The following is a 22,024-nucleotide window of genomic DNA, read 5'->3' as shown; positions in this document are numbered from 1 at the left end:
TCCAGGCTGCGGTGCCCAACGAGAAGTGGCTCACGGACATTACAGAATTCCAGATCCCTGCGGGCAAGGTGTACCTGGGGGGTGCGGACGAAATCTTGGACTGGAGTTATGCCGTAAGTCCACGGCTCTCTCGGTATTCGGTGGGGCTGAGAGAGCCAAGTTAGATCTTGATCCGCTTCTCGTTGTACCAGTGGATGTACGCTCGAACTTCCGTTCGAAATGACAGAGGAGGCGCCATGAGCGAGCAAGGCAATCGACGCATTCGTCTTGGCAGACGATATGCCTGCCATCCACGATGGATTACCGAAGAATTCTGCTGCCGGCCACCACGACTGCAACGGCGGAGTTGGACGACTTCGAGTCCGCATTGTTCGGCACCTCCGCCAAGACATCTTCGGCCGGATTTTCGTTGGACAGCGCTTACCAAGGCCAAGAGGCGTTGGCAATGGTCCAAGAGGCCTTGCAGAAAAATGAACCTTATGCGCTGGCCTTCATCGACATGCGCATGCCGCCTGGATGGGATGGAGTGGAAACCATCAAGCAGCTGTGGCAGGTAGATCCACGTCTGCAGATCGTGATTTGCACCGCTCACTCTGACCATCATGAAACGAAGACGCTACACTGATCGCCGATACCAGAACAGCACTCAAAAAAACAATTCAGTTGCGTTCGCAAAGTGCACCACAGGCCTAAATGGAGTAACTTCGGTTAAGTACCATTTGCAGTGATTTGAGGAATATGCTGACTTCTCCGCGTTGTTTTGACAAACTTTGAGTCCTCAACTATGCAAACGCAAGCTACCTCTTTCACGAGTTCAACACCGTCGAACGAAACGACACCAATCGTCGAGCAGTTGCCTATTGGCATTTTTCGCAAGGATACTGCCGGACGGTTTGTCTTCATCAATTCGTGGTTTTGCCAACTCAAGGCCACTGCGGCGGATCAGATTTTAGGAAAAACCGCCACCGAAATTGCCGCCACCATATCGCACAGTTCACAAACTATGTGGCGACGAGAACTCGCTGAGCAAGAAGCCCTTCAGCATGCGCAGATCATACAAACCGGGAACCAGGCTTCGCGAGAGGAAGTGAGGGTGGATGCTGACGGCCAGCGGCAGCATTTTCAAGTGGTCGAATCCGCGGTCCTGGGGCCTGACAAGGCGATCGTTGGCAGCCAGGGGGTCATGTTTGATATCACCCGACATAAGCAAAAAGACGAAATGCGGGTCAATGAGCGTGACCTGCTCAGGGCGCTGCTGGACAACTCCCCAGACCACATCTATTTCAAAGACACCGAGTCCCGCTTTATCAGATCCAGCACTGCCCAGGCCCTGCAGTTTGGCATGTCTACCCCTGAGGGGTTGGTGGGAAAGTCGGATTTCGATGTTTTTTCCGAGGAACACGCCCGTCCGGCGTATGAGGACGAGCAGGAAATCATCCGCACCGGGATTCCGATCATCAACAAGGTTGAGAGGGAAACCTGGCAAGACGGGCGACCCGACTCCTGGGGTTTAACAACAAAGATGCCACTGCGCAACCGTGAAGGCCAAATAGTTGGCACATTTGGCATCACCAAGGACATCTCCGATTTGAAGGAAGCCGAGCGCCAGATCGCCGAGGTGCACAAACAGTTGCTCGAAGCCTCGCGCCTGGCCGGAATGGCCGAGATCGCCATCAATGTGCTGCACAACGTAGGCAACGTGCTCAACAGCGTGAATGTTTCTGCGGCGCTGATTCTGTCCCACCTTAGAGCGTCCAAGATGCCTGGGCTTACAAGGGCCGTGCAACTGATGGACGAGCATTCCAAGGACTTGGCAGAGTTTTTGGTGTCGGACGCAAAAGGCAAGATGCTTCCCGCATACCTGCGCCAATTAGCGCCTGTACTGGTGGCGGAGCAGCATGGCGCCATCGAAGAGTTGGTGGTGTTGACCAAGAACGTTGACCACATCAAGGAGATCATTGCCGCACAGCAAGCCCATGCGGGAGCGTCTATGCTGCTGGAGACGATTCAAGTCCAAGAACTGGTGAAAGATGCATTGAAGATCAATGCCGATGCGTTGGCACGCAAGCATGTGGTGGTGGAGCAAGACATTGCACCTGTTCCCGAGTTGCCATTGAACAAAGGCAGAATACTGCAGATACTGGTGAATCTAATTCGTAATGCCCAGCAGGCTATGGAGGGTGTGGCGGAGCCCAAGCTCACGGTTCAGGTGGATGTGGCATCAGGCCAACGGCTGCGTATCCGTGTCGCGGACAACGGAATGGGTATCGCACCGGAAACCTTGACCAAGGTATTCGCGCATGGATTTACTACCAAAAAGACCGGACATGGATTCGGACTGCATAGCGCAGTGAATGCCGCGCGTGAAATGGGCGGAACACTAACAGCCTACAGCGACGGACCGGGTACTGGGGCGGTGTTTACGCTCGAACTTCCGTTCGAAATGACAGAGGAGGCGCCATGAGCGAGCAAGGCAATCGACGCATTCTCTTGGCAGACGATATGCCTGCCATCCACGAGGATTACCGAAGAATTCTGCTGCCGGCCACCACGACTGCAACGGCGGAGTTGGACGACTTCGAGTCCGCATTGTTCGGCACCTCCGCCAAGACATCTTCGGCCGGATTTTCGTTGGACAGCGCTTACCAAGGCCAAGAGGCGTTGGCAATGGTCCAAGAGGCCTTGCAGAAAAATGAACCTTATGCGCTGGCCTTCATCGACATGCGCATGCCGCCTGGATGGGATGGAGTGGAAACCATCGAGCAGCTGTGGCAGGTAGATCCACGTCTGCAGATCGTGATTTGCACCGCTCACTCTGACCAATCATGGAACGAAGTCTTTGAACGCCTGGACGCACGTGACCGCTTGTTGGTATTGAAAAAGCCATTTGAACCGGTCGAGGTTCGCCAGTTGGCCAACGCCCTCACAGTGAAGTGGCAAATGACCGAAGATGCCTTATTGCGGATGAGTCTGCTGGAGCAGGCAGTAGAAGAGAGAACCAGGGAGCTGTCCGATGCCAACATCATCGTGCAAAACAGCCCCATCATCCTCTATCGGCTACGTGGGGAGCCTTCATTCCCACTGATCTATATCTCGCAAAACATCACCAAATTTGGCCACGATCCAGCCAGTCTGCTGGCCAACCCAGACTGGGCTGACCTGCTGATTGACCCGGATGACCAAGCTGCAGTAGCAGAGGCGATGTCACGGGTACTCGAAAAGGATGCGCAAGGTGCCTCGATCGAATACCACTTTCTCACGGGAGATCGCTCCCGACGTTGGGTCGAAAACCGCTATGTTCCGGTACGCGACAAGGACGGACGACTCATTGAAATCGAAGGAATCGTCCTCGACATTACGGAGCGCAAGGCGGCCGAAGAGCAACTCGCACTCGTAGCACGTACCGATGGACTGACGGGTTTGGCCAATCGCTCCACTTTCACCGACCGGTTACACCAGGCTTTCGCTGCGGCGCAGCGAGGCGCTGTTCCGTTTGCGCTCCACTACCTGGATCTGGATCGCTTCAAATCAGTAAACGACACGCTGGGCCATCCAGTCGGTGATCTACTATTGCGTAAGGTGGCGCAGCGCCTGCGGGATTGCACCCGGGAGACAGACTTGGTGGCTCGCCTGGGTGGTGATGAGTTCGCCGTGCTGCAAGGGGAAATGGGTGAACTAGCGAATGCAGGAGTACTGGCCTCAAAAATGCAGAAGGCTTTGGCTCTTCCCTATTTGCTCAATGGCAACGAAGTGCATGTTTCTGCCAGCATTGGCATCTGCCCTTACGTCGGGGGTATTGCGAGCCCAGACATTATGGTGACGCAAGCCGATCTGGCGCTGTATCGCTCTAAAGATGAGGGCAGGAACCAATACCACTTTCATTCCGAGGATCTGGACCAGGAGGTGTTGGACAGAGTCACGCTTGGCGAGGACTTGCGCCGGGCAATCGAGCACAACGAACTGGAGCTGTACTACCAGCCACAAGTCGAGTTGTCCTCTGGGAAAATCGTCGGGATGGAGGCCTTGGTGCGTTGGAGTCACCCCCTACGGGGCCTTCTCAGTGCGGGTGTATTTATCCCCATCGCAGAAAAAACCGGCAGCATCATCGCACTAGGCCATTGGGTATTGAACCAAGCTTGCAGACAAATGAGGCTATGGCATGACCAGGACATGGCACCGCCGGTTATTGCGATCAATTTGTCTCCCGGTCAACTCAAAGGCGGTACTGAATTGATTCGCGATGTCGTGGAGACCCTTGCGCTGTGGGGGCTTGAGCCATCCTGCCTGGAGTTCGATGTGACGGAAGCGACTTTAGCCCAGATGACCTGGACCCATAACGATGTACTCCCGCGGTTAAGAGCCTTGGGCGTCAGGATCGCTATCGACGACTTTGGTACAGAGTATTCATCGTTCGAATACCTTCGTGCTTACCGTGTGAACCATCTGAAGATCGCGCAGTCGATGCTTCAAAATGCTGTCGACGATCCGGCCAGTGCAACCACCGTTCGTGCCATTATTAATCTCGCACGCGAAGCCCATATTGAGATCATCGTCGAAGGGGTGGAAACAGAAGCCCAGCGTACGTTCCTAAATTCAACCGGTTCCACAACTCTTGCGCAAGGCTACTACTTTAGTGAGGCTGTAGTAATCGCCGATGCCAACGATTTATTGCGTTCAGGCACCCTAGGGCAAAACCTGCAAAGCAGGAATGCGGAACGCATTGCCGGTATAGATGGAGCAACAGTCATCTAAGCAGGTTCGAAGCAAAAGCATTTTGTGAAATTTCCACGAATTCCCCAATTTTTGGTAGTTGTAACGATATGCAATCAAGCGCCCCGCTGTGCCAAACCTTCATATTTTCATGGACGGGACCGGGAATACCAGAGCTGATCTGCTCAACGCCGACCAGCCCTTATTTGCGCTGGCGGCTGAGCACTGGGGTGGTGCGCGGCATGACTGTGGCACTCTGACTGAGCGAACAAAAACCACGTATTAAGCATACCGGTGTCGGCGAAACGTCAAGTCGAACAAGCACTATGTTTTTTGATAAGTCCCCCTCTCTCTCAGGCTGCAGATCCGTTTAAGTATCACAAGAGACATTAGCAATATAAAAATAGGTATCAGTCCTACGCAACATGTGATTAGTTTCCTGAAATGATGATCGTTAGCATGGGCTCGGAACAATCGTTTTGAGCGGCGGCGATGGTCGGGTGTGCGGGGCGGTTGATCTCGGTGTCCGAATTGAATGCCCTCTTGAGCGTTAATTGTTCGGTGTAGTTGGCCGCTGGAAGCTCGGCAAAGCATGAAAGGACAAAATGTCTGGTGCTCAAAAAGTATTCTTGGGGTGCTGCGCGATTGCTACAGCGTGTCTGTGCTTTTACCCATTGATAAGCGATGATCAATCAGACAGCCCCGAGCTCCCGCTGATAAGCGCTAGGCAGTCGAACGGCAACATGCCATTGTCCCCGCCCGATGCCAAGTTCCAGGCAGTGGCGGATTCGTCCGGGGTTGAGGCACAAGGCAACCTGCATTGCCCCAACATGATGCTCAGTAACCCATTCGGGCGGAGCCCTCCCTCGAACTGTTGGAATGATCCGGAACCGTTGGCACTCACCGAGGAAGGAGACGCGAAGATCTTGCGCGCCAAGCTAGATCAGGTATGGCCATGCCAGGGAATCCAACAATCTAATGCGGCATCGCCTGAATGCACCAAGATCAACGCCGACGCGGCAAGTCTGGTCAGGCAGCTCGAAACGCTGGCAGAACGAGGTGACAGCCAAGCAAGCACCGATCTGTCGAATCTGGTGCAGAGCCGGAGAAAAACCGCCACCGGAGAATATCTAGAAGCGCTTGACCATGCAGAAGCTCGGATCTCTCGCCTGTCGATCAGTAGCGGAATTGAGATGCAAAAACAGATTTTTCGGCCGGCCCAGGCTTCCGCCGATGGTGTATGACCTGCTAGCGACACAAGGGTATCTCGACCGCTTGAGACCAAGCTGAGGCGGCCCGCTCAAGCTAGGGTACTGGTTTGTCAGCATCCGCTCACTTCATTGAAGTTCACATTTTTAGGCACTTAACGCAATACGTTTTTGCCGCAACGGATTTTACGGGTTCATAAGTAATGGCCTGTGAAATGGCGATGTCGAGAGGCATCGTATCAAAGTAAATAACTATGGAGACAGAAATGACAGATCATTGCGTGCAGTTGGGATTGAGTGGGCACCGCCCGTTAAGTAAGCATGCTGAAAGCAGAATAAATCGCTTTTTAATGCTTTTGGCACTTATCGTATTTTTCAGCGTGGGTTTGTTGCAAAAAGCTTCGGCCGCAACGAGCACTTGTGATATTTACGCAGCGGGAGGTACCCCCTGTTCGGCGGCCCACAGCACAGTGCGAGCCCTGTTTGGAGCATATAACGGAAAACTCTATCAGGTCAAGCGCGCATCTGATGGCGCCACAGCGGATATTGGCACTTTGTCCGCAGGTGGCATTGCCAATGCTGCTGCACAAGATGCTTTCTGTGCAGGTTCTGTATGCACCATTGAAACCATCTATGACCAGACCGCCAATGGAAATCACTTGACTGTTGCCCCGGCCGGGGGGAACGGCAGCGCAGATATCACAGGGAGTGCCACCGCGTTGAAGGTGACGATCGGCGGGAAGTCTGCCTATGCGGTCTATATCTCGGCGGGGGTTGGGTACCGGCGTAACAGCACTACAGGCATTGCAACCGGCAGCGCCTCAGAAGGCATTTACATGGTTACCAGTGCTACCCATGTGAATAATGGTTGCTGCTTCGACTATGGCAATGCTGAGATCAATAACCTTGATACTGGCAATGGACACATGAATGCAGTCTACTTTGGCACTTTGTGCTGGTTTGCATGTACCGGATCTGGCCCTTGGGTCATGGCAGACCTTGAGAATGGTTTATTCCTGGGCGGCAACGGAAGCAATACGAACAACACTGGCCGCAATACCACTTTTGTCACGGCCATGATTAAACAAGACGCCACAACCTATTCCATCAGAGATGGCGATGCTCAGACGGGGGCGTTAAAAACGGATTATGCGGGGGCGTTACCTACTACGTCAGGATATGTGCCATTTCATAAAGAAGGGGCCATTATTTTGGGTATTGGTGGCGACAACAGCAAGGTTGCTGTTGGCAACTTTTATGAAGGCGCAATGACAACCGGCAAACCCTCTGATGCTACGGAAAACGCTGTACAGGCCAATATCGTTGCAGCGGGTTACAGCGGAAATGCCCTGAGTTCTTATAAAAAACTCGTCAACCAAAACAGCAGCAAGTGCATGGACGTTCAACAACCCAATACCAGTGCAGGGAGCAATGTCGACCTCTACACGTGCAATGGGTTTGCTTGGCAGAATTGGCAAATGGTGGACTTGGGCAACGGATACTCCAGTGTCTACAGTGAGCACAGTGGCATGTGCTTGGATGTCAGCGGATCTTCCACAGCCAATGGTGGCAACGTGATCCAAAATACCTGCAGCAGTAGCACCAGTCAGCAATGGCAGGTAACAACCACCACGGCTCCCTGGTTCCGCTTGACCTCGCGCAATAGTGGAAAAGTACTGGATGTCTCCAACTGCGGTACCGCCGATACGACCAATATCCAGCAATGGGCTTGGCTCAATAACGCCTGCCAACAATGGAAGCTGCAATAACTGTTCTTTTACGAAGAATCGATTTGGATAATATCCAGTTGAACTAAACCCAAACGCGGTGGCAGCCCCCATATGGGCTGCCACCGTTTTTTATTGATGGTATTCCTTGCGCCATGTGTCCGGATATGTCGGCAACGGCACTGTTTTCGATCGGATATCGGAGAGGAGGTCCAAGCTGGGTTACGAACGGATTGGTCACGCATTCAGCGATTCACGACATTGGCGAATGTTCTTTTCTCACAATGAGTATTCTGGTCTACCAGACCGCCTATACCGGGAATCGGTGAGCAGCAGAATGCAAGATTGTGTAGATATGTCGTAAATTGCGCCGCTGTTTCCGCGATTTTGTTGCCTCCAATTCCAGCCAGTCGGCCAGCTTTTCGGTATACGAATCCAGCTTCTTCGCGCTAATCCGTACTCACGGTACACAACCCTCAGTCCGTACTTTGACCATCACTCCTGCTTTCCTGAAAGCGCTTCCTGCAACTTCTTCTGCACTTCACGTTTGCCCATCTTCATCACTGCACTGATCTTCTCCAGCTGTGCCGCGCGGGGCTTGGCAGCGCCAGCTTCCCATTTGTGCACCGACAGGTAAGACACCTCCAGCACAGCAGCCATCTGAGCTTGGGTAATTCCCAGCTTGACACGCAAAGCCGCCAGGCGCTCCGCGTTGAAGCGGAAGCCGGGTGTGGCAGCGGGCTCGTCCATTGTTGCGGCTTTTTTGTTGTTCGCCTTGAGTACTGAGACCAACGATTTAACCTGGCGTTTCAATGCCGCGATTTCCGAGCGATGGGTCGTGGCCGCCTTGCGTAAAGCCAACAACTCACCTTTCAGTTCTTTGCGGGCCACGCGGGCGATTTCAGATTTGAGGGAATTGATCAATGAGCTCATATTTGAATACTAGACCTGAAATGCAAAAAGCGGCAGTGTTCTCAACAGCTACCGCCTTTTGGTGCAAATGTACTGGTTTACTTCTTTTTATTCACCGCGGCCTTGAAGGCTGCACCAGCGGCGAATTTTGGCACAGTGACGGCGGCAATCTTCAGGGCTTCGCCGGTACGAGGGTTCTTTCCCTTGCGCGCTGCGCGCTTCATCGCCTTGAAGGTCCCAAAGCCAATCAGCTGCACGTCTTCTTTCTTGGCCACGGTCTTGGTGATGATCTGCACCAGGGCATCGATGGTGCGGCCAGCAGCAGCTTTGGACACGTCGGTCTCTTTGACTAGGGCTTCAATCAATCCAGCTTTGTTCAATCTAGTACTCCAGAGAATTTACAGGTGTCGCAAATTTTGACAGAAATGCCGGAGATCCAGCTCACATGCCGCCTACGGCAACGGGCGTATTGACCACTAGTGAAAAAAAAATATGCCCGGACCGACCCGGGCGCATTTCCCCCAGGCATGCATCCATCGAACGCATGCCCCCTTAGGCCAAGCCTTGACTAGGCCGATTGGCAGGGCAGCTTAATTGGAGCAGATTTCGACGAAATTCAAAGTGTGGGCATCTACTTCGCTTGACAACTCACATCCGTATCAGATCAGTCCCATCGCCAGGTGCTACGACATTTTGTACAAAATCCCGATTGCGCAATCGCTACAGCGACAGAGCCAAAATGGCGCTGGCCGAAGTATCTGTCAGCACCAGGCATTCGAAGTCCGCGTCTGGCATCGGTCGGCCGAACAGATAGCCTTGATAGGCACTACAGCCGTGACGGGCCAAAAAGTCGCACTGTGCTTCGTGCTCCACGCCTTCTGCAATCACTGTCAGGCCCAGGCTTTCGGCCAGGGCGATCACCATTTTGGTAATTACGGCGTCAGCGGGGTCAATCAATGCATCATGAACAAAGCTCTTGTCAATTTTGAGTTGATCCAGCGGAAATCGTCGCAGGTACGATAGCGAAGAATAACCTGTACCAAAGTCATCCAGCGAAAAACCGACACCAACCTCCTTGAGGCGCAGCATTTTCTCAATGATGTCCTCGGTATTGTCGATCAGTTGGCTTTCAGTCAGCTCAAGTTTCAGCCGGCTCGCTTTGGCCCCACTGCGCTCCAACGAAGAGAGTACCTGGGTGACAAAATCGGGATGATGAAGTTGTCGGGCACTGATATTCACGGAAATGGTCAGCTGCGCAAGTACTTCGTGTCTGGACCATTCCGCAAGCTTGGTACAGGCCTGCTCCAAGATCAATTGGCCCAACTGCAAGATCAGTCCAGTTTTCTCGGCAATGGGGATGAATTCATCCGGCAACACCAAGCCGCGTTCAGGGTGCATCCAGCGTACCAAGCACTCTGCACCCAGGACTTGTCCGGAGCGCGCCACCTGTGGCTGGTAAAGAAGCAGGAATTCTTCCCTGGCAATGGCCGCGTGCAGTGAGGCCTGCAGGTTGGCGCTTTGCAGTAGTTCCGCATGCATGTGTTCGTCGTAAAAACACACACAATTGCGCCCCGCGGCCTTTGCCTGGTACATGGCGAGGTCCGCTTGCTTGAGGTATTCGTCAATATCCATTCGTGCGCCGCAGTGCGTAGTCACGCCAATACTTGTGCTGATGACCTGAGTTTTGCCGGCAAGCATGCATGGTTTGGATATGCGACTACAGATTTTTTCAGCTATCTGCCTTGTCAGAAAGGCGGCTTCCCCAGGATCGCTTCCGACTCTTTGTAGGATGACCACAAACTCATCTCCCCCTAGACGAGCAACTGTGTCGTCAGCGCGCACACTCTCGATCAGGCCCGTCCCTACCTGCACAAGCAACTCGTCGCCTACGGAGTGGCCCAACGTGTCATTGAGGGTCTTAAAATTGTCAAGATCCAGAAATAGCACCGCAAAGTACTGACCGGAACGTTCGCTCGCGATGGCCGCCATCTTGAGTCGTTCGCCCAAGAGGCGGCGGTTCGGCAACTGGGTTAGTGGATCATAAAAGGCTAGGCTGCGGATGGTTTCTTCCGCCTCCTTACGTTTGGTGATGTCGTCGGCCATGCCCATGCGCATGTTGTTCATCTGCCGAGCCAAAGCACCCAGCTCGTCTGAGCGTGACCAGATCAACGGCTTCTGAAAGTTGCCCTGAGCCAATTGGTCTGAGAATTGTGTCAGCGCGACAATGGGTTTGAGTACCCGCGTGCGAAGAGCGTAGAGCATCAATGCAATGGAGCTTACTACCTGGAGCGCCAAAACCAGTACATAGATTTGCATTTCATGGCGAAATTCGGATTGCTTGTATCCAGAATCAACCTCCACCTCAACTTTGCCAGCACTGTCAGTGCCACCAGTAGTTGCATTGGTATGGTCAAGGTTGAGGACTCGTATGTAAGGCAGTCCCAGGCGCCGGAATTCATTCTTTTCTTCTGCGATTGTCTTCCCGTGTATATCCAGCACGGTTACCCGCACCACCTGAGGATCAACCAAGGATGCCCGCAAAAGCCCCGTTATGGTATCCATGTTGAAATTCCACGCCGGTTCGGACAAACTGACTGCCAACATCAAGGACTTCTCCTGCAAAACATCGACCATTTCCTGCTCGACTTTGATTTGGCGAAACCAGGTCAGCGTGGCAATGGCAATCACGGTGGGTATCAGAATTCCGACGATGACAGTCAACGCCAGTGCGACGCTCAAGTGGCCTCTGATCCAATGTGACAAAAATTTCATACAAGATATCGGATACAGGTTGGAGCTATTGCAGTTTTTCTCCGGAAAGCAAGTCCTGGACAACTGGTTGGTCAATATTCTCCGTAGTGACAATGACGACAGGTATGCGGGTTACCGTCAAACCTCCCCGTGTCGTTGGATTGAGGGATTCGACTGCGGCTTTGACGCCTAGGTAGCCGATCTGACGCGGGTCTTGCAGTACAAGACCGTCCACTTCGTGCTGGCGAACGGCCTCAAGCAATAGTGAGGTGGCGTCAAAACCAACGAAACGGACTTTCCCCGCCAGGCTCAGGTCACGGAGTGCGCGCAGCGTGGCTTGCGCTGTGGTTTCGTTAGGCGCAAAAACCGCTTCAATATTTTGGACATGTTGCAGCATCGTTTTGGTTGCGGTGTAGATGTTGCCGACTGCATCACCTGTGTAAATGTCCGCGACGACTTGGATCTTCGGCGCATGGGCTTTGATGTGTTGTAGGAACCCCGATGCTCGATTTTCAATCGAGACACTACCTTTGTACGTGCGCACTACCGCCAGTCGCCCCTTGCCGCTGAGCAGTTTTTCCATCTGGGCTGCTGCCAATGCTCCTGCGGCAAAGTTGTCGGTGCCAATGAAACTCGAGTGGCGCTCTCCGTCCAGCTCCGAGTCCACAATCACTACCCGGATTCCCATTTCAGTAGCAGTTTTGACGGGGATTTCCAGCTTGCCTCGATCAATGGGTGCTAGAACAATGGCGTCAATGCCTTTATGGGTATAGGTTTCCAGAATCCTGATTTGCGCATCTACGTCTCCACTGTGAGCCGGACCGCGCCAAGTCAGTGCAACGTTACCAAGCTCATTGGTCGCGCGGATGGCACCTTCACGCATTCGCTCCCAATACTGATGGTCGCTGGATTTAGGAATGAAAACTATATTTCTAGCAGCAGTCGTCTCGCCCCAACTGCCAGACGTACAGGCAAGCCCTATGCAAACTATTGCCAATATGTTCCAACGCACGGCTGTCCTTATTTATATCGATCCGAACATTGCACATTCTCGCACCAATGTATCTTTTCCTTCGTTTTCGAACGCCGCAGCAGATGTACGCTATCCACATCTTCACCCCATGGACTGGGCAAGGGCCAACCCTGACGCGAGCGGTGCAAGTTGTAATGGCGACTCCGGTAGTCCAGAGCGGCGGTTCACTCAGTGGAATTCTGGTACGCAAAGCCGTAGACCCATTCCCGCAAGCCGATTGATGAAGCGCTCCGCCCTGCCGTCGGTCTGAAGCCGGTACGGCCGGGTGAACCTATGCCCGATGCCAACTACCGGCGAGCCTGGGCGAAGTCTCGTGAGCGAAAGGCCGCACCATTGTCCATGAGCAGACGCTGCACCCACATGCTTTGGTAGTAGGCCACCGCCCTGTACAGGAACTGCACCGCCGCAGGCGTCTTCTCAACTGGGTACATATCGGTAAACGCGATACGGGCGTGGTCGTCAATCGCCACGAACAACGTCTCCCAGCTGTCGGTTGGAGGCATCTGTCAGCCCGCCAGCGCTCAAGGCTGGGTAGCGTCCCAGCACTTGCGTGCCGTGGTTGCGCCTACGCCGAGTTGACTCTTTATTTAATTGTAACTATTCTTAATTCCAATTAGATTGATATAACGTACGCCGCTTCCTGTGAAGCAGTGGGTCGGTTGGGTACCGTATGTTGGCGCATCCTTAGGAGAACTAACATGAATGCCGAAGAACAGCAGACCTACACCGATTCGGTAAGTGATATAGATAAAAGCACCAATCCAACCAGAAAATGGTACGAAGGGGTAATTGCTACTGCGCTGAATCGCGTCAGACGCGATCGTCGACACATCATTTTCCGATGGGCTTTGCCTATCGTTATTGCGCTACTTGCGGGTATGGGTTTTCAAAACTGGCGCATAGCTCTACTGGAAGCGCGACTAAGTGCGGCGGATCAACATGTGGCGGCGGTTAACGAAGAATTGCAACGCTTGCGCAATGAAACCCCGCTTCGACAAGAGGTGGACGTGCTGCGTGAAATGGTTCTACGCAATTTGGATGGCGCATCTGCGCGCGTCGACGCGATTGAGAGCGGTTCATTGGCACCAGTAGTGGCTCAAGTGGGCGCCTCGGTCGGGCTAATCCAAGGGCGATACATATTAGTTAACCCAACCAGTGGAAAGCCGATCCGTGTTCGATTGGCTCTGGGAAAACCATTGCGTGACAGCGAAGGAAACCCTCAGTTGACTACCGTGGGGATGGGGCCGGTATATGCCCCGATTTTCATGGGTACGTTCTTTGTGATTGACCGTCACGGAACTCTCCTGACGAATCGCCACGTAGCCTTGCCTTGGGAAGAGGGAGTTGCCCAAAAGGCAATTAGAGAATTGGGAGTAAAACCGACAATGCTTGAGATGCGCGGCTTTTTGCCTGGCCACGACGCTCCATTTGACGTAGTCACGCTTGCGGTCGACTCTCAAGATTTAGCATTGTTACGTGGGAACGGCGCGGCCTTACAAGCTCCCCCCTTGCTATTTGCCAAGAAAAACCCCTTGCCCGGCGATGCCGCGCTACTATTTGGTTATCCAACCGGGATACGTGCGTTGCTAGCGCGTGCAGGAGATGAATTTATGGCTAGATTGGAGAGTATCCCCAATCTGAATGAAAATCAGGCGCTTGATATCTTGGCTCGCGTTGGTATGGTGAAGCCTCTGGTAAGTCGCGGCATCATCGCGCAAACAACGGACGCCGCTATCGCATACGATGCGCAGACAGCTGGAGGTGGTAGTGGTGGGCCAGTCGTTAACTTGCGTGGAGAGGTTGTTGCCGTGAATCGTGCAATCCTGCGAAATTTCACGGGGTCGAATATAGGAGTGCCTGTGGAGATGGTCGATAACTTGCTGAAGCAGACGTTAAATATGGCGACTGACTCAAGTAATAGCTCGAAAAATTCAAAAGAGGACGCCAAGTAGTGCTCCCTGCTTGAGGAGGAAGACATTCAAGATCCCGGAAAAGTGCCGAGAGAGGGCAGAATTCTGTGTAAACGGACAATCCACCGCGGACCGAGCCCAATAGTCCGTAAGTACAAGGGCATCAAAGAAACACGAAGTACTCGGAGAACTCCTGGCCAACCAGTCGGCCGATCAAGAAACCTGAAAACCTGATTGGCGAGAACGGCCTTCTTCAGCAGTTGACCAAACTGCTCGTAGAGAAGGCATTGGTCGCTAAGCTGACCAGTCACCTTGGTGGTCAGGCCCTTGGCTGAGAACGTTCCACCAAAGCTGCTGTCGTTGTAGCCAGCGCCGTTTGACTGCCCTGTGATCTGTGTGTCCTAGAAACTGTTGCTGACCGTGCCCAAATTTTCACCAACCAGTCCGCCGACAAAGTCTGGTCAGCTGACCGCTCCCGTGGCATAGTCGTTGCGGATCGTGTCGTCGTTGTAGCCCACCAGCCCTCCGACATCATTGCTGGGGAACCCCGTGCCACTGGCATTGGGCGCAAACCGCTCCTTGAGGATTGCAGCTCCAGCGGGGTTTGGTGCATTGGCGATCTGCGTCAGCTCCCCAACCCGTGGCGGCACTTGCAACCAAAGCCGTTTTGAAGTCGGGGCTCTATCCGTCCACCAGCGATCCATAGTAAGTGAGCGCTGCGTTATCGCTGTCACCCGCTCAATGGGCTTTATTTCCGCTTTACGAGCCCTCCCCTATTTAGCCTACACTGGGCCCCTTACTGGTGGCACCAGCAGAGTCTGATGCCCACGCCCCAGCTTGAACACACCGACCGCGGCAACCAAATCACGCGCCTGCGCTCCCAAGCTACTGGCCGCTGCCGCCATTTCCTCCACCAGGGCCGCATTTTGCTGGGTGACCTGGTCCATTTGCGTAACGGCCTCGCCAATTTGCGAAACGCCCTCGCTTTGCTCGCTGCTGGCGGTGCTGATTTCGCCCATTAGGTCGGTCACGCGCTTGATGGAGTCCACAACCTCTGTCATGGTTTCGCCAGCCCGGTCAACCAGCGTCGTACCGAGCTCGACCCGCTCCACGCTGGCATTGATCAGGTATTTGATCTCTTTGGCTGCCTCGGCGCAGCGACCAGCCAGGCTACGCACTTCGCTGGCCACTACGGCAAAGCCACGCCCTTGCTCACCAGCGCGCGCGGCCTCCACCGCCGCGTTCAGCGCCAGGATATTGGTCTGGAAGGCAATGCCATCGATCACGCTGACGATGTCGGCGATCTTGCGAGAGCTGTCGTTGATGCCCTTCATGGTGTCCACCACCTGGCCGACCACTTCACCACCCCGCATCGCCACGCTGCTGGCGTTCAGGGCCAGTTGGTTGGCCTGGCGGGCTGTATCGGCGTTCTGTTTGACGGTGGCGTTGAGCTCTTCCATCGAAGCGGCTGTTTCCTCCAGCGCACTGGCCTGCTTCTCGGTTCGAGCGCTCAAGTCGTTATTGCCCTGGGCAATTTGCGCACTGGCCGATGCCAGGCTTTCTGAGCCCGCACGTACATGGGACACAACGCCCGATAGACTACCCAACATGTGCTTCAGCGCAATGAGCAGATGCGCGGTTTCGCTCTTGCCTTTGGCTTCAAACTGCAAACTTAAATCGCCCGCCGCTACCGCCTGCGACACCGCAACCGCGTGATTCAGCGGTGTCGTTATCGAGCGTGTGATCCATAGTCCCATGGCCAAGGCAAACACCAACGCAAAGGCACCAGCAGACCATACCGCGACCTTCACCCCACTGACCGCGCTATCAGCCGTCGTTACGGCTCCCTTCAGCAGTTCCGCTTGAAACGCCAATAGCGCATCTACAGCTGCGAAGTACCTCAACTGGCTAGGGCGCACTACTGTCAGCAAAAAAGGTTGGGCTTCATCCACCTTGCCAGCGTTGACCAATTCAATGAACTTAACTTGATCCGCCACATAGGCGCCACGGGCATCGGCAATGGCGGAGATCAGGGCCTGCCCCTTTTCGGTCCTGATTTCACCCTTGAGCTTAGCCAAGATCTCGCCTATGCCCTTCCGATTGGACTCGATCTGCCCTTGCTCCGCCTTGATGTCGGCCGGCGCGGTCATGATGATCATGTTGCGCATCGCCAAACCAATCTGGTAGACCTTGATTTTGACTTCGTTGAGTGCGGCCACACGGGGCATGCGTTCGGAGGTGACCTCCAGAAACGCCGTGTCGACCGACGAGATCTTGATCAGGGATACCGTCCCCATCAACGCAATCAATAAGCCTAAAATTCCAAAGCCCAGTGCCAACCGGGACGACACGCGCATGTCCACGAAGCTCATAGATACCGCTCCCTACATTTAATTTTGATAAATTGTAGCAATCCCCCTACCCTTCGCACGCCCCAAAAGAATGCGTTGAGCGCCGTTTGCTGAATTTACCGCAGCAGTTGAGGCAGGAGCCGATCGGATTGGGCGGCGGTGTAGTCCTCCATGAACTTTGTGCATAGTTCCTTGACCGTGGGATCCTGGCGCGCCTGTGCCTTGTCACCGCTAGGATCGCCGCCGCGGCGAACCTCGGTCAGCCAGTTCTGGGCCGGCGAGCGTGTCTGTTCGACGGTCAGCTCCCCGTATAAGTCCAAAGTGGGCTTGCGCCGCTCGCCGGCATTCGTGCGGTACTGGAGCATGAACACTTTGCGACCCGCTGGTGTAATCTTGCACAAGAAACCGAGCACCTGCGTATCGCCCATATTGACGGGCTGCGCCTGGGGCTGTGCCGCGTCCACTGCGGACTTGGTGATCTTGATCTTGGCCATGACCACCCCTCGAGAAACCCGGATCCCCAAGTGTCAGCTGGGAGCCAAGCTAAGGAAAAGCGGTTCGGTGCTAACCTCATGGTGAAATAAAAAAAGACCATCGCGTGGATGGCCTTTTTTGAACCGTCGCTCCAGGAGCGCGCTGGCGACTCGATTACTGCTTGGCAGGTGCAGTTGCTGCGGCTTTGGCAGCCTTGGCTTCAGCACGTTTGGCCTTCTTGGCCGCACGCTCAGCTTTCTTTGCTTCATGCTTGGCTTTGGCTTCTTCCAGTTTGGTGGTCTTGGCTTCTGCATGCACCTTGGCGGCGGCTACCGGTGCTTCTTTCGTCGCTTCTGGTGTCTTGGCGGTGGCTGCAACCGTGGCTGTTGCAGCAGGTGCTGCTGGTTTTGCAGCGGGCGATTGGGCGAATGCACCAAACGCAGAAATGACCAAGGCAGTAGCGATGAGAGATTGTTTCAACATAGAGGCTTTTCGATGCATGGCGATGTTGCCATGTTTCCTTAACCTCGACCGTGCCACGGCGGTTTACCCAGCCCCGGTAAACCTTTGTAAAGCGCCAAGCCGTCATGTGGAACACAACACAGCCGTCTATGTCGACGCTAGACTTCACGATCGGGGGGGGGGCAACTCAAACAAACGGAAGTGAGAGAGACGATGGTTGAGGAAGAGTCACCTCCTGCAAAGCCTGAAACCAAGGTTTTCCCCCTGGGAGCAAATTGGCAATACCGGTTTTGTAGTGGTGCTTGCCAGAAAATCAAACCGATTGAAGGTGGGGTTGAAATAACATCCGCCAAATGGCTGTGCGCTACTTGTTGGGGGAAACTCCGCAATCGGAAAGGGAGGGGTTGACTGTTGCGTTATGGGCATGCCCGAGGCGTTGTTCGTGAAGCTCTCCTGTAAGAGAGAAAACAACAGCGCCAGCCAAGTCGACAGGTCTCTTGTGCAGGCTCAATGCTCCCGGGTAGATCTCAATCGCCTTGAAACCAATTGCATACCGGTCGCAATGGTTACGAGAACTAACACATAGGCAAGAACCTGCATCCCCGCTGGCTGTGCTTCGTAGCCGACCAGACCATGAAGGACGGTTCCCACCGCCGTGTTCTGAGAGAGAACTCCAGAGGTATCCCACAATGGCATGGCCAAGCTGGGGAGTAGATCTGCCTGGATCAGCAAGCGCGCAGCCTGAGATGCCATACTCGCCGCAAGTAATAAGACCAATGCACTGGTGACAGCAAAGAACCAACGCACGGGGATTCGAAGCAGCCCGGCATACAAGAGCGTTGCGACAACAGCCCCAGAGGCCAAACCCATAAGGCCACCCATAAAAGTGTCGCGGATACCGTTTTCTCCGCCAGTGGCCACACCATAAAGAAATAGGACCGTTTCCGACCCTTCGCGCAGTACCGCAAGAGCAACCACCAACAAGATCACGGAACGCTCACGGCTGCCGTCTGTGACTGCACGCGCCGTGTTGGAAATCTGCAGGGCCAACTCTTTGCCATGCACGGACATCCAGATGTTGTGCCAGGCCAGCATGCCAATGGCTGTAATCAAGATAGCGACGTTGAACAGTTCCTCTCCAACACCGTCGGCGAAGTTGGCAATCATTTCCATACTGGAAGCAACAACTGCAGAACCCACTAACCCCAACAGAACACCACCCCATACCCAACTTCCCCGCAACGGGATTCCCCGCGTGGCAGCCATCATGATGCTGATGATGAGTGAGGCCTCCAGAGACTCACGAAACACAATGATGGCGGCGGCGAACACGGTGTTGTTCCTGGGAATTATTCGACGACGATAGTGCCCTGGGCGGCCGCTTCGGTTTCGTGGTACTCCTCAACAAACCCGTAGCGTCCGGGTTTGAGCGGTCCGAGATTGATGGAGACTTTTGCCTTACTTGGAATGACTTTTTCACGTCCAAGCGGTTTGCTTTCAAATTCAGCCGGCGTCGCATCTTCGTTCACCACCACGATCTTGATTTTCTTACCGGCCGGAACTTTGAGTTCTTTGGGTTCGAATGCATGGTTCTTGATGGTCAAAGTGAACTCGTCCATTGCGGCGAACGCATTGAGAGTAGCCAAAGACAGGATGGCCAGAGCGATTTGTTTTTTCACGAAGTCTTCCTTTTAATAAGAATGATTCGTATTGTAGCCGTGATTGAACGACCTTCTGGTAGCCGACACTTTCAGTGATGGGGTGTCAACTTGCGGGCGTGGCGAATGGATTCAGAACTCTGGCCACTAAGGCGGCCGCGTACATCCACTTACAGATGACACATATTCGATACGCCCCATTCCCCGTTTGAGCCGTTACTCAGACGTGCGCTGAGCATGGGTCAACCAAATGGAGCTCTCAATGACTTTCTCAAATCGTATTCATCCCTTGGTAGCCGTTGCCGCCGTGTCCGTTACCTTGGTGAGTGGACTGGGCATTGCGGCCCTGACCGGCGTTCTCCCCAACTCCCACGGTTACACCGCGGAATCCATGCAGACACCCACTGCCGAGGAATCCCTTCAACACAAACCTGTGCCGCACAACGCGGTGCTCCATACGGCCGCCCGCATGCAACCAACGACAACTGGCCAGGTTGCCAAGAATGAACCTTCAGCGCCCGCAGCAAAGCCTGCTCCGCACAATAGCCCCATAGGCATTGGCGTGGGTGCAGTCATTGGTGGGGTCTTGGGAAATCAGGTGGGTAGCGGTGATGGAAAAACTCTGGCCACAATTGCGGGCGCAATAGGCGGTGGATACATTGGCAACGAAGTCGCCAAAAAGAATCAATAAGTCATAAAGAGGCACTGATCAGCGGGCCCCAACCACACAGGCCAATTTGAAGATATTGATTTCCGTTGAAAACTGATCCACGGGGGGCATCCAATAACTTGGACTACTTGGAGGTAGTTCATGTATTCGTACGAAGAGCGAATTCGAGCCGTCAAGCTCTATATCGAACTCGGCAAACGCACTAGCCCGACCATTCGGTAGTTAGTTTATCCAATAGAGAATTCACTCAAGGGCTGGTATCGAGAGTACGAACAGGATCGGGACTTACAGGTGGGATATTCCGCTCTTCGGGTAAGTACACCGCCCTACAGATGCAGGTGAGCGCGTGTTTCAAACCCTGATTGCCAGGGGCCGTTACCAGCGTATCCCAAGTAGATTGAACGTCGTCGGTCAACATGATGGCCTCGCCATGGTCTGCCACCAGAAACACCCCGTTGGGTTGCATGTAAAAGTTGCCATACCCCCTTTGCGAGGGTTCAACCTGCGCACAACATGCCGATCCTCCACGTAGAGTCCCAGCGGGCGCAAATCTTTGCCGTAGATCCGGCATTGCTCGCACAGTAGAGGCGCTCTTTTGACTCCAGCAAGACATCTTGGACATGGTCGAAGGTACCGAGAACCCAGCCATCAGGGCCTTTCCAGAACATTCTCAACGAGTCTTTGGCAAGGTTGAGCGAGCAACTGCGCCGAAGAGTCCATCGCAGCATCTCGAATCAATACCCTGCAAAGCCTCAATCAAGGGGCAGCGAATGTTGCCGCGCGCAGCACAACAGCGCCCCACCAAATCTGCCAATGCGGCTTCCATGCTTTGCAAGTCCGCCAACTTGGCGCGAACATCCACCAACTTCAATTGCGCCTGCTCCCGCGCTTCATCACAGTGCGTGCCATCTTCAAGGGTAAGTAGCTGGGCAATCTCATCCAGGCTAAAACCCAGTCGCTGTGCCGACTTGATAAATCGCAACCGACTCAAGTCTTGTGCACCGTACCGTCGAACGCTGGCATGCGGTCTGCAGGGCTCTCGCATCAAGCCTTTGCGTTGATAAAAACGAATGGTCTCTACATTGACCTGCGCCTGCGTCGCAAGCGAGCCGATGGTTAAGTTTTCGGAGGAAATACCCATACCGCTTGACTCCGTACTTTGGTACGGAAGTAAGCTTACTCCATGAACCTAATTAAAACGAGAAGAATCAGCGATAACACTGCTCGTCGCAGTTTTGTGGCTGGGGTACTGGCAACGTTGCTGGCATCCACATGTTGCCTGGGGCCACTGATTTTGATTTCTCTGGGGTTCTCCGGTGCATGGATTAGCAAGCTCACCGTTTTGGAACCATATCAGCCCATTTTCATAGGCGCGGCAATGGTTGCCTTGTTCTTCGCTGGCAAGCGCATATGGCGGCCAATGGCGCAATGCACACCCGGTGAATTCTGCGCACTGCCGCGCGTGCGGCTTAGCTACCAAATTCTCTTTGTGGGAGTCTGCGCCCTGTTGCTGGCAGCGCTGGTGTTTCCCCAGATGGCTCCCTGGTTTTACTGAAAGGACTTCCCCATGAAACATTCTTTTGCACCGCAACCCAAAAACTTGCTGATTTCTGCCTGCGTGTGCGTCCTGCTATCCGGCGTATCTCTGGCAGCCAACGCGGCACCTAAGACCGTGACCTTGGCGATTCCCACGATGGATTGCCCTGTCTGCCCCATCACGGTTAAGAAAGCCTTGTCGCTGGTCCCTGGGGTCAGCCAGACTGCTGTGGACTTTAAGAAACGACAGGCAATCGTTACGTATGACGATGCCCAAACCAATGTTGCAGCTTTGACGGAATCCACGAAGAACGCGGGATACCCGTCAACCTTGGTGGTAACCGCAAAGTGAAAACTATCACGCTGGAATCCACGTTGACTTGTCCTGAGTGTGGCTTTCAGAAGAGTGAGACCATGCCCACGGATGCCTGTGAATGGTTCTACAAATGCACGAACTGCCAAACCGTGCTCAAGCCGTTACCAGGGGACTGCTGTGTGCATTGCTCCTACGGCACAAACCCTTGCCCTCCGATTCAAGAGAGCGGGAAGCACGGTGAGTGCTGCCGCTAGCGCCCCTGAGCGAAGGCGCAGCTGCCACCTGCAAGCCGCCCCGGTGACTGAC

The 22,024-nt window shown here is 54.1% G+C and carries 21 protein-coding genes and 5 pseudogenes; 12 read left to right on the top strand and 14 right to left on the bottom strand.

Features of this window, described 5'->3' with window-relative positions:
* Positions 1-106 precede the first annotated feature (106 nt).
* Positions 107-208 (bottom strand): annotated as a pseudogene (locus AC07OE_RS03215) (IS3 family transposase); the annotation flags it as partial.
* A gap of 87 nt (positions 209-295) precedes the next feature.
* On the opposite strand from AC07OE_RS03215, the gene AC07OE_RS03210 reads away from it, so the two are divergent.
* From AC07OE_RS03210 to AC07OE_RS03200, 3 genes are all read left to right on the top strand, one after another.
* Positions 296-625 (top strand): response regulator transcription factor, encoded by a 330-nt coding sequence (locus tag AC07OE_RS03210; protein ID WP_495069115.1) that lies wholly within the window; start codon positions 296-298, stop codon positions 623-625.
* Positions 626-784: 159 nt separating this feature from the next.
* A complete protein-coding gene (locus tag AC07OE_RS03205; RefSeq protein WP_495069114.1) occupies positions 785-2,464 on the top strand; it encodes a PAS domain-containing protein in 1,680 nt (559 codons plus the stop codon).
* Complete coding sequence (locus AC07OE_RS03200) at positions 2,461-4,752, top strand: two-component system response regulator (RefSeq protein WP_495069113.1); 2,292 nt, start codon at positions 2,461-2,463, stop codon at positions 4,750-4,752. The genes AC07OE_RS03205 and AC07OE_RS03200 overlap by 4 nt, the downstream gene beginning before the upstream one ends.
* Positions 4,753-5,141: 389 nt before the next feature.
* Here the strand turns inward: AC07OE_RS03200 and AC07OE_RS03195 are convergent, their stop codons facing one another.
* Complete coding sequence (locus AC07OE_RS03195; RefSeq protein ID WP_495069112.1) at positions 5,142-5,330, bottom strand: hypothetical protein; 189 nt, start codon at positions 5,328-5,330, stop codon at positions 5,142-5,144.
* Between the two features lie 123 nt (positions 5,331-5,453).
* On the opposite strand from AC07OE_RS03195, the gene AC07OE_RS03190 reads away from it, so the two are divergent.
* Positions 5,454-5,954, top strand: coding sequence for a hypothetical protein (locus AC07OE_RS03190; protein WP_495069111.1), 501 nt, complete (start codon positions 5,454-5,456; stop codon positions 5,952-5,954).
* A 230-nt stretch (positions 5,955-6,184) separates the two neighbouring features.
* A complete protein-coding gene (locus AC07OE_RS03185; protein WP_495069110.1) occupies positions 6,185-7,687 on the top strand; it encodes an arabinofuranosidase catalytic domain-containing protein in 1,503 nt (500 codons plus the stop codon).
* A gap of 453 nt (positions 7,688-8,140) precedes the next feature.
* On the opposite strand, the gene AC07OE_RS03180 is transcribed toward AC07OE_RS03185, so the two are convergent.
* From AC07OE_RS03180 to AC07OE_RS03160, 5 genes and pseudogenes are all read right to left on the bottom strand, one after another.
* Positions 8,141-8,578 (bottom strand): helix-turn-helix domain-containing protein, encoded by a 438-nt coding sequence (locus AC07OE_RS03180; RefSeq protein WP_495069109.1) that lies wholly within the window; start codon positions 8,576-8,578, stop codon positions 8,141-8,143.
* Positions 8,579-8,655: 77 nt separating this feature from the next.
* Complete coding sequence (locus tag AC07OE_RS03175) at positions 8,656-8,937, bottom strand: HU family DNA-binding protein (RefSeq protein ID WP_495069108.1); 282 nt, start codon at positions 8,935-8,937, stop codon at positions 8,656-8,658.
* A 340-nt stretch (positions 8,938-9,277) separates the two neighbouring features.
* Positions 9,278-11,296, bottom strand: coding sequence for a putative bifunctional diguanylate cyclase/phosphodiesterase (locus AC07OE_RS03170; protein ID WP_495069107.1), 2,019 nt, complete (start codon positions 11,294-11,296; stop codon positions 9,278-9,280).
* A 58-nt stretch (positions 11,297-11,354) separates the two neighbouring features.
* Positions 11,355-12,320, bottom strand: a complete 966-nt coding sequence (locus tag AC07OE_RS03165) for a substrate-binding domain-containing protein (protein ID WP_495069106.1) — start codon at positions 12,318-12,320, stop codon at positions 11,355-11,357.
* A 188-nt stretch (positions 12,321-12,508) separates the two neighbouring features.
* A pseudogene (locus AC07OE_RS03160) lies at positions 12,509-12,826 on the bottom strand (DDE-type integrase/transposase/recombinase); the annotation flags it as partial.
* Between the two features lie 213 nt (positions 12,827-13,039).
* Here AC07OE_RS03160 and AC07OE_RS03155 point away from each other — a divergent pair.
* Both AC07OE_RS03155 and AC07OE_RS03150 read left to right on the top strand, forming a co-directional pair.
* Positions 13,040-14,293, top strand: a complete 1,254-nt coding sequence (locus tag AC07OE_RS03155) for a S1 family peptidase (protein ID WP_495069105.1) — start codon at positions 13,040-13,042, stop codon at positions 14,291-14,293.
* Between the two features lie 151 nt (positions 14,294-14,444).
* Positions 14,445-14,568, top strand: a pseudogene (locus AC07OE_RS03150) (IS256 family transposase); the annotation flags it as partial.
* Positions 14,569-14,712: 144 nt separating this feature from the next.
* On the opposite strand, the gene AC07OE_RS03145 reads toward AC07OE_RS03150, so the two are convergent.
* The 6 genes and pseudogenes from AC07OE_RS03145 to AC07OE_RS03120 all read right to left on the bottom strand — a co-directional run bounded on the left by AC07OE_RS03145 (position 14,713) and on the right by AC07OE_RS03120 (position 19,217).
* Positions 14,713-14,901 carry a GLUG motif-containing protein gene (locus AC07OE_RS03145; RefSeq protein ID WP_495069104.1) on the bottom strand — a complete coding sequence of 63 codons (189 nt, stop codon included), beginning with the start codon at positions 14,899-14,901 and terminating at the stop codon, positions 14,713-14,715.
* A 132-nt stretch (positions 14,902-15,033) separates the two neighbouring features.
* Complete coding sequence (locus AC07OE_RS03140; protein WP_495069103.1) at positions 15,034-16,623, bottom strand: methyl-accepting chemotaxis protein; 1,590 nt, start codon at positions 16,621-16,623, stop codon at positions 15,034-15,036.
* Positions 16,624-16,760: 137 nt separating this feature from the next.
* Positions 16,761-17,096, bottom strand: a pseudogene (locus AC07OE_RS03135) (Arm DNA-binding domain-containing protein); the annotation flags it as partial.
* 154 nt (positions 17,097-17,250) lie between these two features.
* Positions 17,251-17,559 (bottom strand): hypothetical protein, encoded by a 309-nt coding sequence (locus AC07OE_RS03130; protein WP_495069102.1) that lies wholly within the window; start codon positions 17,557-17,559, stop codon positions 17,251-17,253.
* A gap of 486 nt (positions 17,560-18,045) precedes the next feature.
* A complete protein-coding gene (locus tag AC07OE_RS03125; RefSeq protein ID WP_495069101.1) occupies positions 18,046-18,870 on the bottom strand; it encodes an FTR1 family iron permease in 825 nt (274 codons plus the stop codon).
* 17 nt (positions 18,871-18,887) lie between these two features.
* Positions 18,888-19,217: a cupredoxin domain-containing protein gene (locus tag AC07OE_RS03120; RefSeq protein ID WP_495069100.1), complete on the bottom strand. Its 330-nt coding sequence runs from the start codon at positions 19,215-19,217 to the stop codon at positions 18,888-18,890.
* 229 nt (positions 19,218-19,446) lie between these two features.
* Here AC07OE_RS03120 and AC07OE_RS03115 point away from each other — a divergent pair, with 229 nt between their 5' ends.
* Positions 19,447-19,887, top strand: a complete 441-nt coding sequence (locus tag AC07OE_RS03115; protein WP_495069099.1) for a glycine zipper 2TM domain-containing protein — start codon at positions 19,447-19,449, stop codon at positions 19,885-19,887.
* 120 nt (positions 19,888-20,007) lie between these two features.
* Positions 20,008-20,166: pseudogene (locus AC07OE_RS03110) on the top strand (IS3 family transposase); the annotation flags it as partial.
* A gap of 370 nt (positions 20,167-20,536) precedes the next feature.
* Here AC07OE_RS03110 and merR read toward each other — a convergent pair.
* Positions 20,537-21,007: a mercury resistance transcriptional regulator MerR gene (merR, locus tag AC07OE_RS03105; RefSeq protein ID WP_495069098.1), complete on the bottom strand. Its 471-nt coding sequence runs from the start codon at positions 21,005-21,007 to the stop codon at positions 20,537-20,539.
* Positions 21,008-21,049: 42 nt separating this feature from the next.
* Between merR and merT the strand changes: the two genes are divergently transcribed.
* Genes merT through AC07OE_RS03090 form a run of 3 tightly spaced genes read left to right on the top strand, consistent with a single transcriptional unit; the run spans position 21,050 to position 21,972 of the window.
* On the top strand, positions 21,050-21,421 hold the full coding sequence (gene merT / locus AC07OE_RS03100) for a mercuric ion transporter MerT (RefSeq protein WP_495069097.1): 372 nt from the start codon (positions 21,050-21,052) through the stop codon (positions 21,419-21,421).
* 12 nt (positions 21,422-21,433) lie between these two features.
* Entirely contained in the window at positions 21,434-21,754 is a 321-nt protein-coding gene (merP, locus tag AC07OE_RS03095) for a mercury resistance system periplasmic binding protein MerP (protein WP_495069096.1), read from the top strand.
* The gene (locus tag AC07OE_RS03090; protein ID WP_495069095.1) at positions 21,751-21,972 is read left to right on the top strand and encodes a GDCCVxC domain-containing (seleno)protein; all 222 of its coding nucleotides are present in this window, start codon (positions 21,751-21,753) and stop codon (positions 21,970-21,972) included. Before merP ends, AC07OE_RS03090 begins: the two co-directional genes overlap by 4 nt.
* Positions 21,973-22,024 lie beyond the last annotated feature (52 nt).

Source organism: Rhodoferax sp. GW821-FHT09E07 (assembly GCF_059416145.1).
This window is presented reverse-complemented; position numbering and strand designations above follow the sequence as displayed.

Bases quoted from the DNA above. Each gene is read 5' to 3' on its own strand.
- AC07OE_RS03210 (WP_495069115.1), top strand. From the start codon at position 296: ATGGATTACCGAAGAATTCTGCTGCCGGCCACCACGACTGCAACGGCG.
- AC07OE_RS03180 (WP_495069109.1), bottom strand. From the start codon at position 8,578: ATGAGCTCATTGATCAATTCCCTCAAATCTGAAATCGCCCGCGTGGCC.
- AC07OE_RS03205 (WP_495069114.1), top strand. From the start codon at position 785: ATGCAAACGCAAGCTACCTCTTTCACGAGTTCAACACCGTCGAACGAA.
- AC07OE_RS03200 (WP_495069113.1), top strand. From the start codon at position 2,461: ATGAGCGAGCAAGGCAATCGACGCATTCTCTTGGCAGACGATATGCCT.
- AC07OE_RS03130 (WP_495069102.1), bottom strand. From the start codon at position 17,559: ATGTTGAAACAATCTCTCATCGCTACTGCCTTGGTCATTTCTGCGTTT.
- AC07OE_RS03185 (WP_495069110.1), top strand. From the start codon at position 6,185: ATGACAGATCATTGCGTGCAGTTGGGATTGAGTGGGCACCGCCCGTTA.
- AC07OE_RS03140 (WP_495069103.1), bottom strand. From the start codon at position 16,623: ATGAGCTTCGTGGACATGCGCGTGTCGTCCCGGTTGGCACTGGGCTTT.
- AC07OE_RS03155 (WP_495069105.1), top strand. From the start codon at position 13,040: ATGAATGCCGAAGAACAGCAGACCTACACCGATTCGGTAAGTGATATA.
- AC07OE_RS03190 (WP_495069111.1), top strand. From the start codon at position 5,454: ATGCCATTGTCCCCGCCCGATGCCAAGTTCCAGGCAGTGGCGGATTCG.
- merT (WP_495069097.1), top strand. From the start codon at position 21,050: ATGAACCTAATTAAAACGAGAAGAATCAGCGATAACACTGCTCGTCGC.
- merP (WP_495069096.1), top strand. From the start codon at position 21,434: ATGAAACATTCTTTTGCACCGCAACCCAAAAACTTGCTGATTTCTGCC.
- AC07OE_RS03115 (WP_495069099.1), top strand. From the start codon at position 19,447: ATGGAGCTCTCAATGACTTTCTCAAATCGTATTCATCCCTTGGTAGCC.
- merR (WP_495069098.1), bottom strand. From the start codon at position 21,007: ATGGGTATTTCCTCCGAAAACTTAACCATCGGCTCGCTTGCGACGCAG.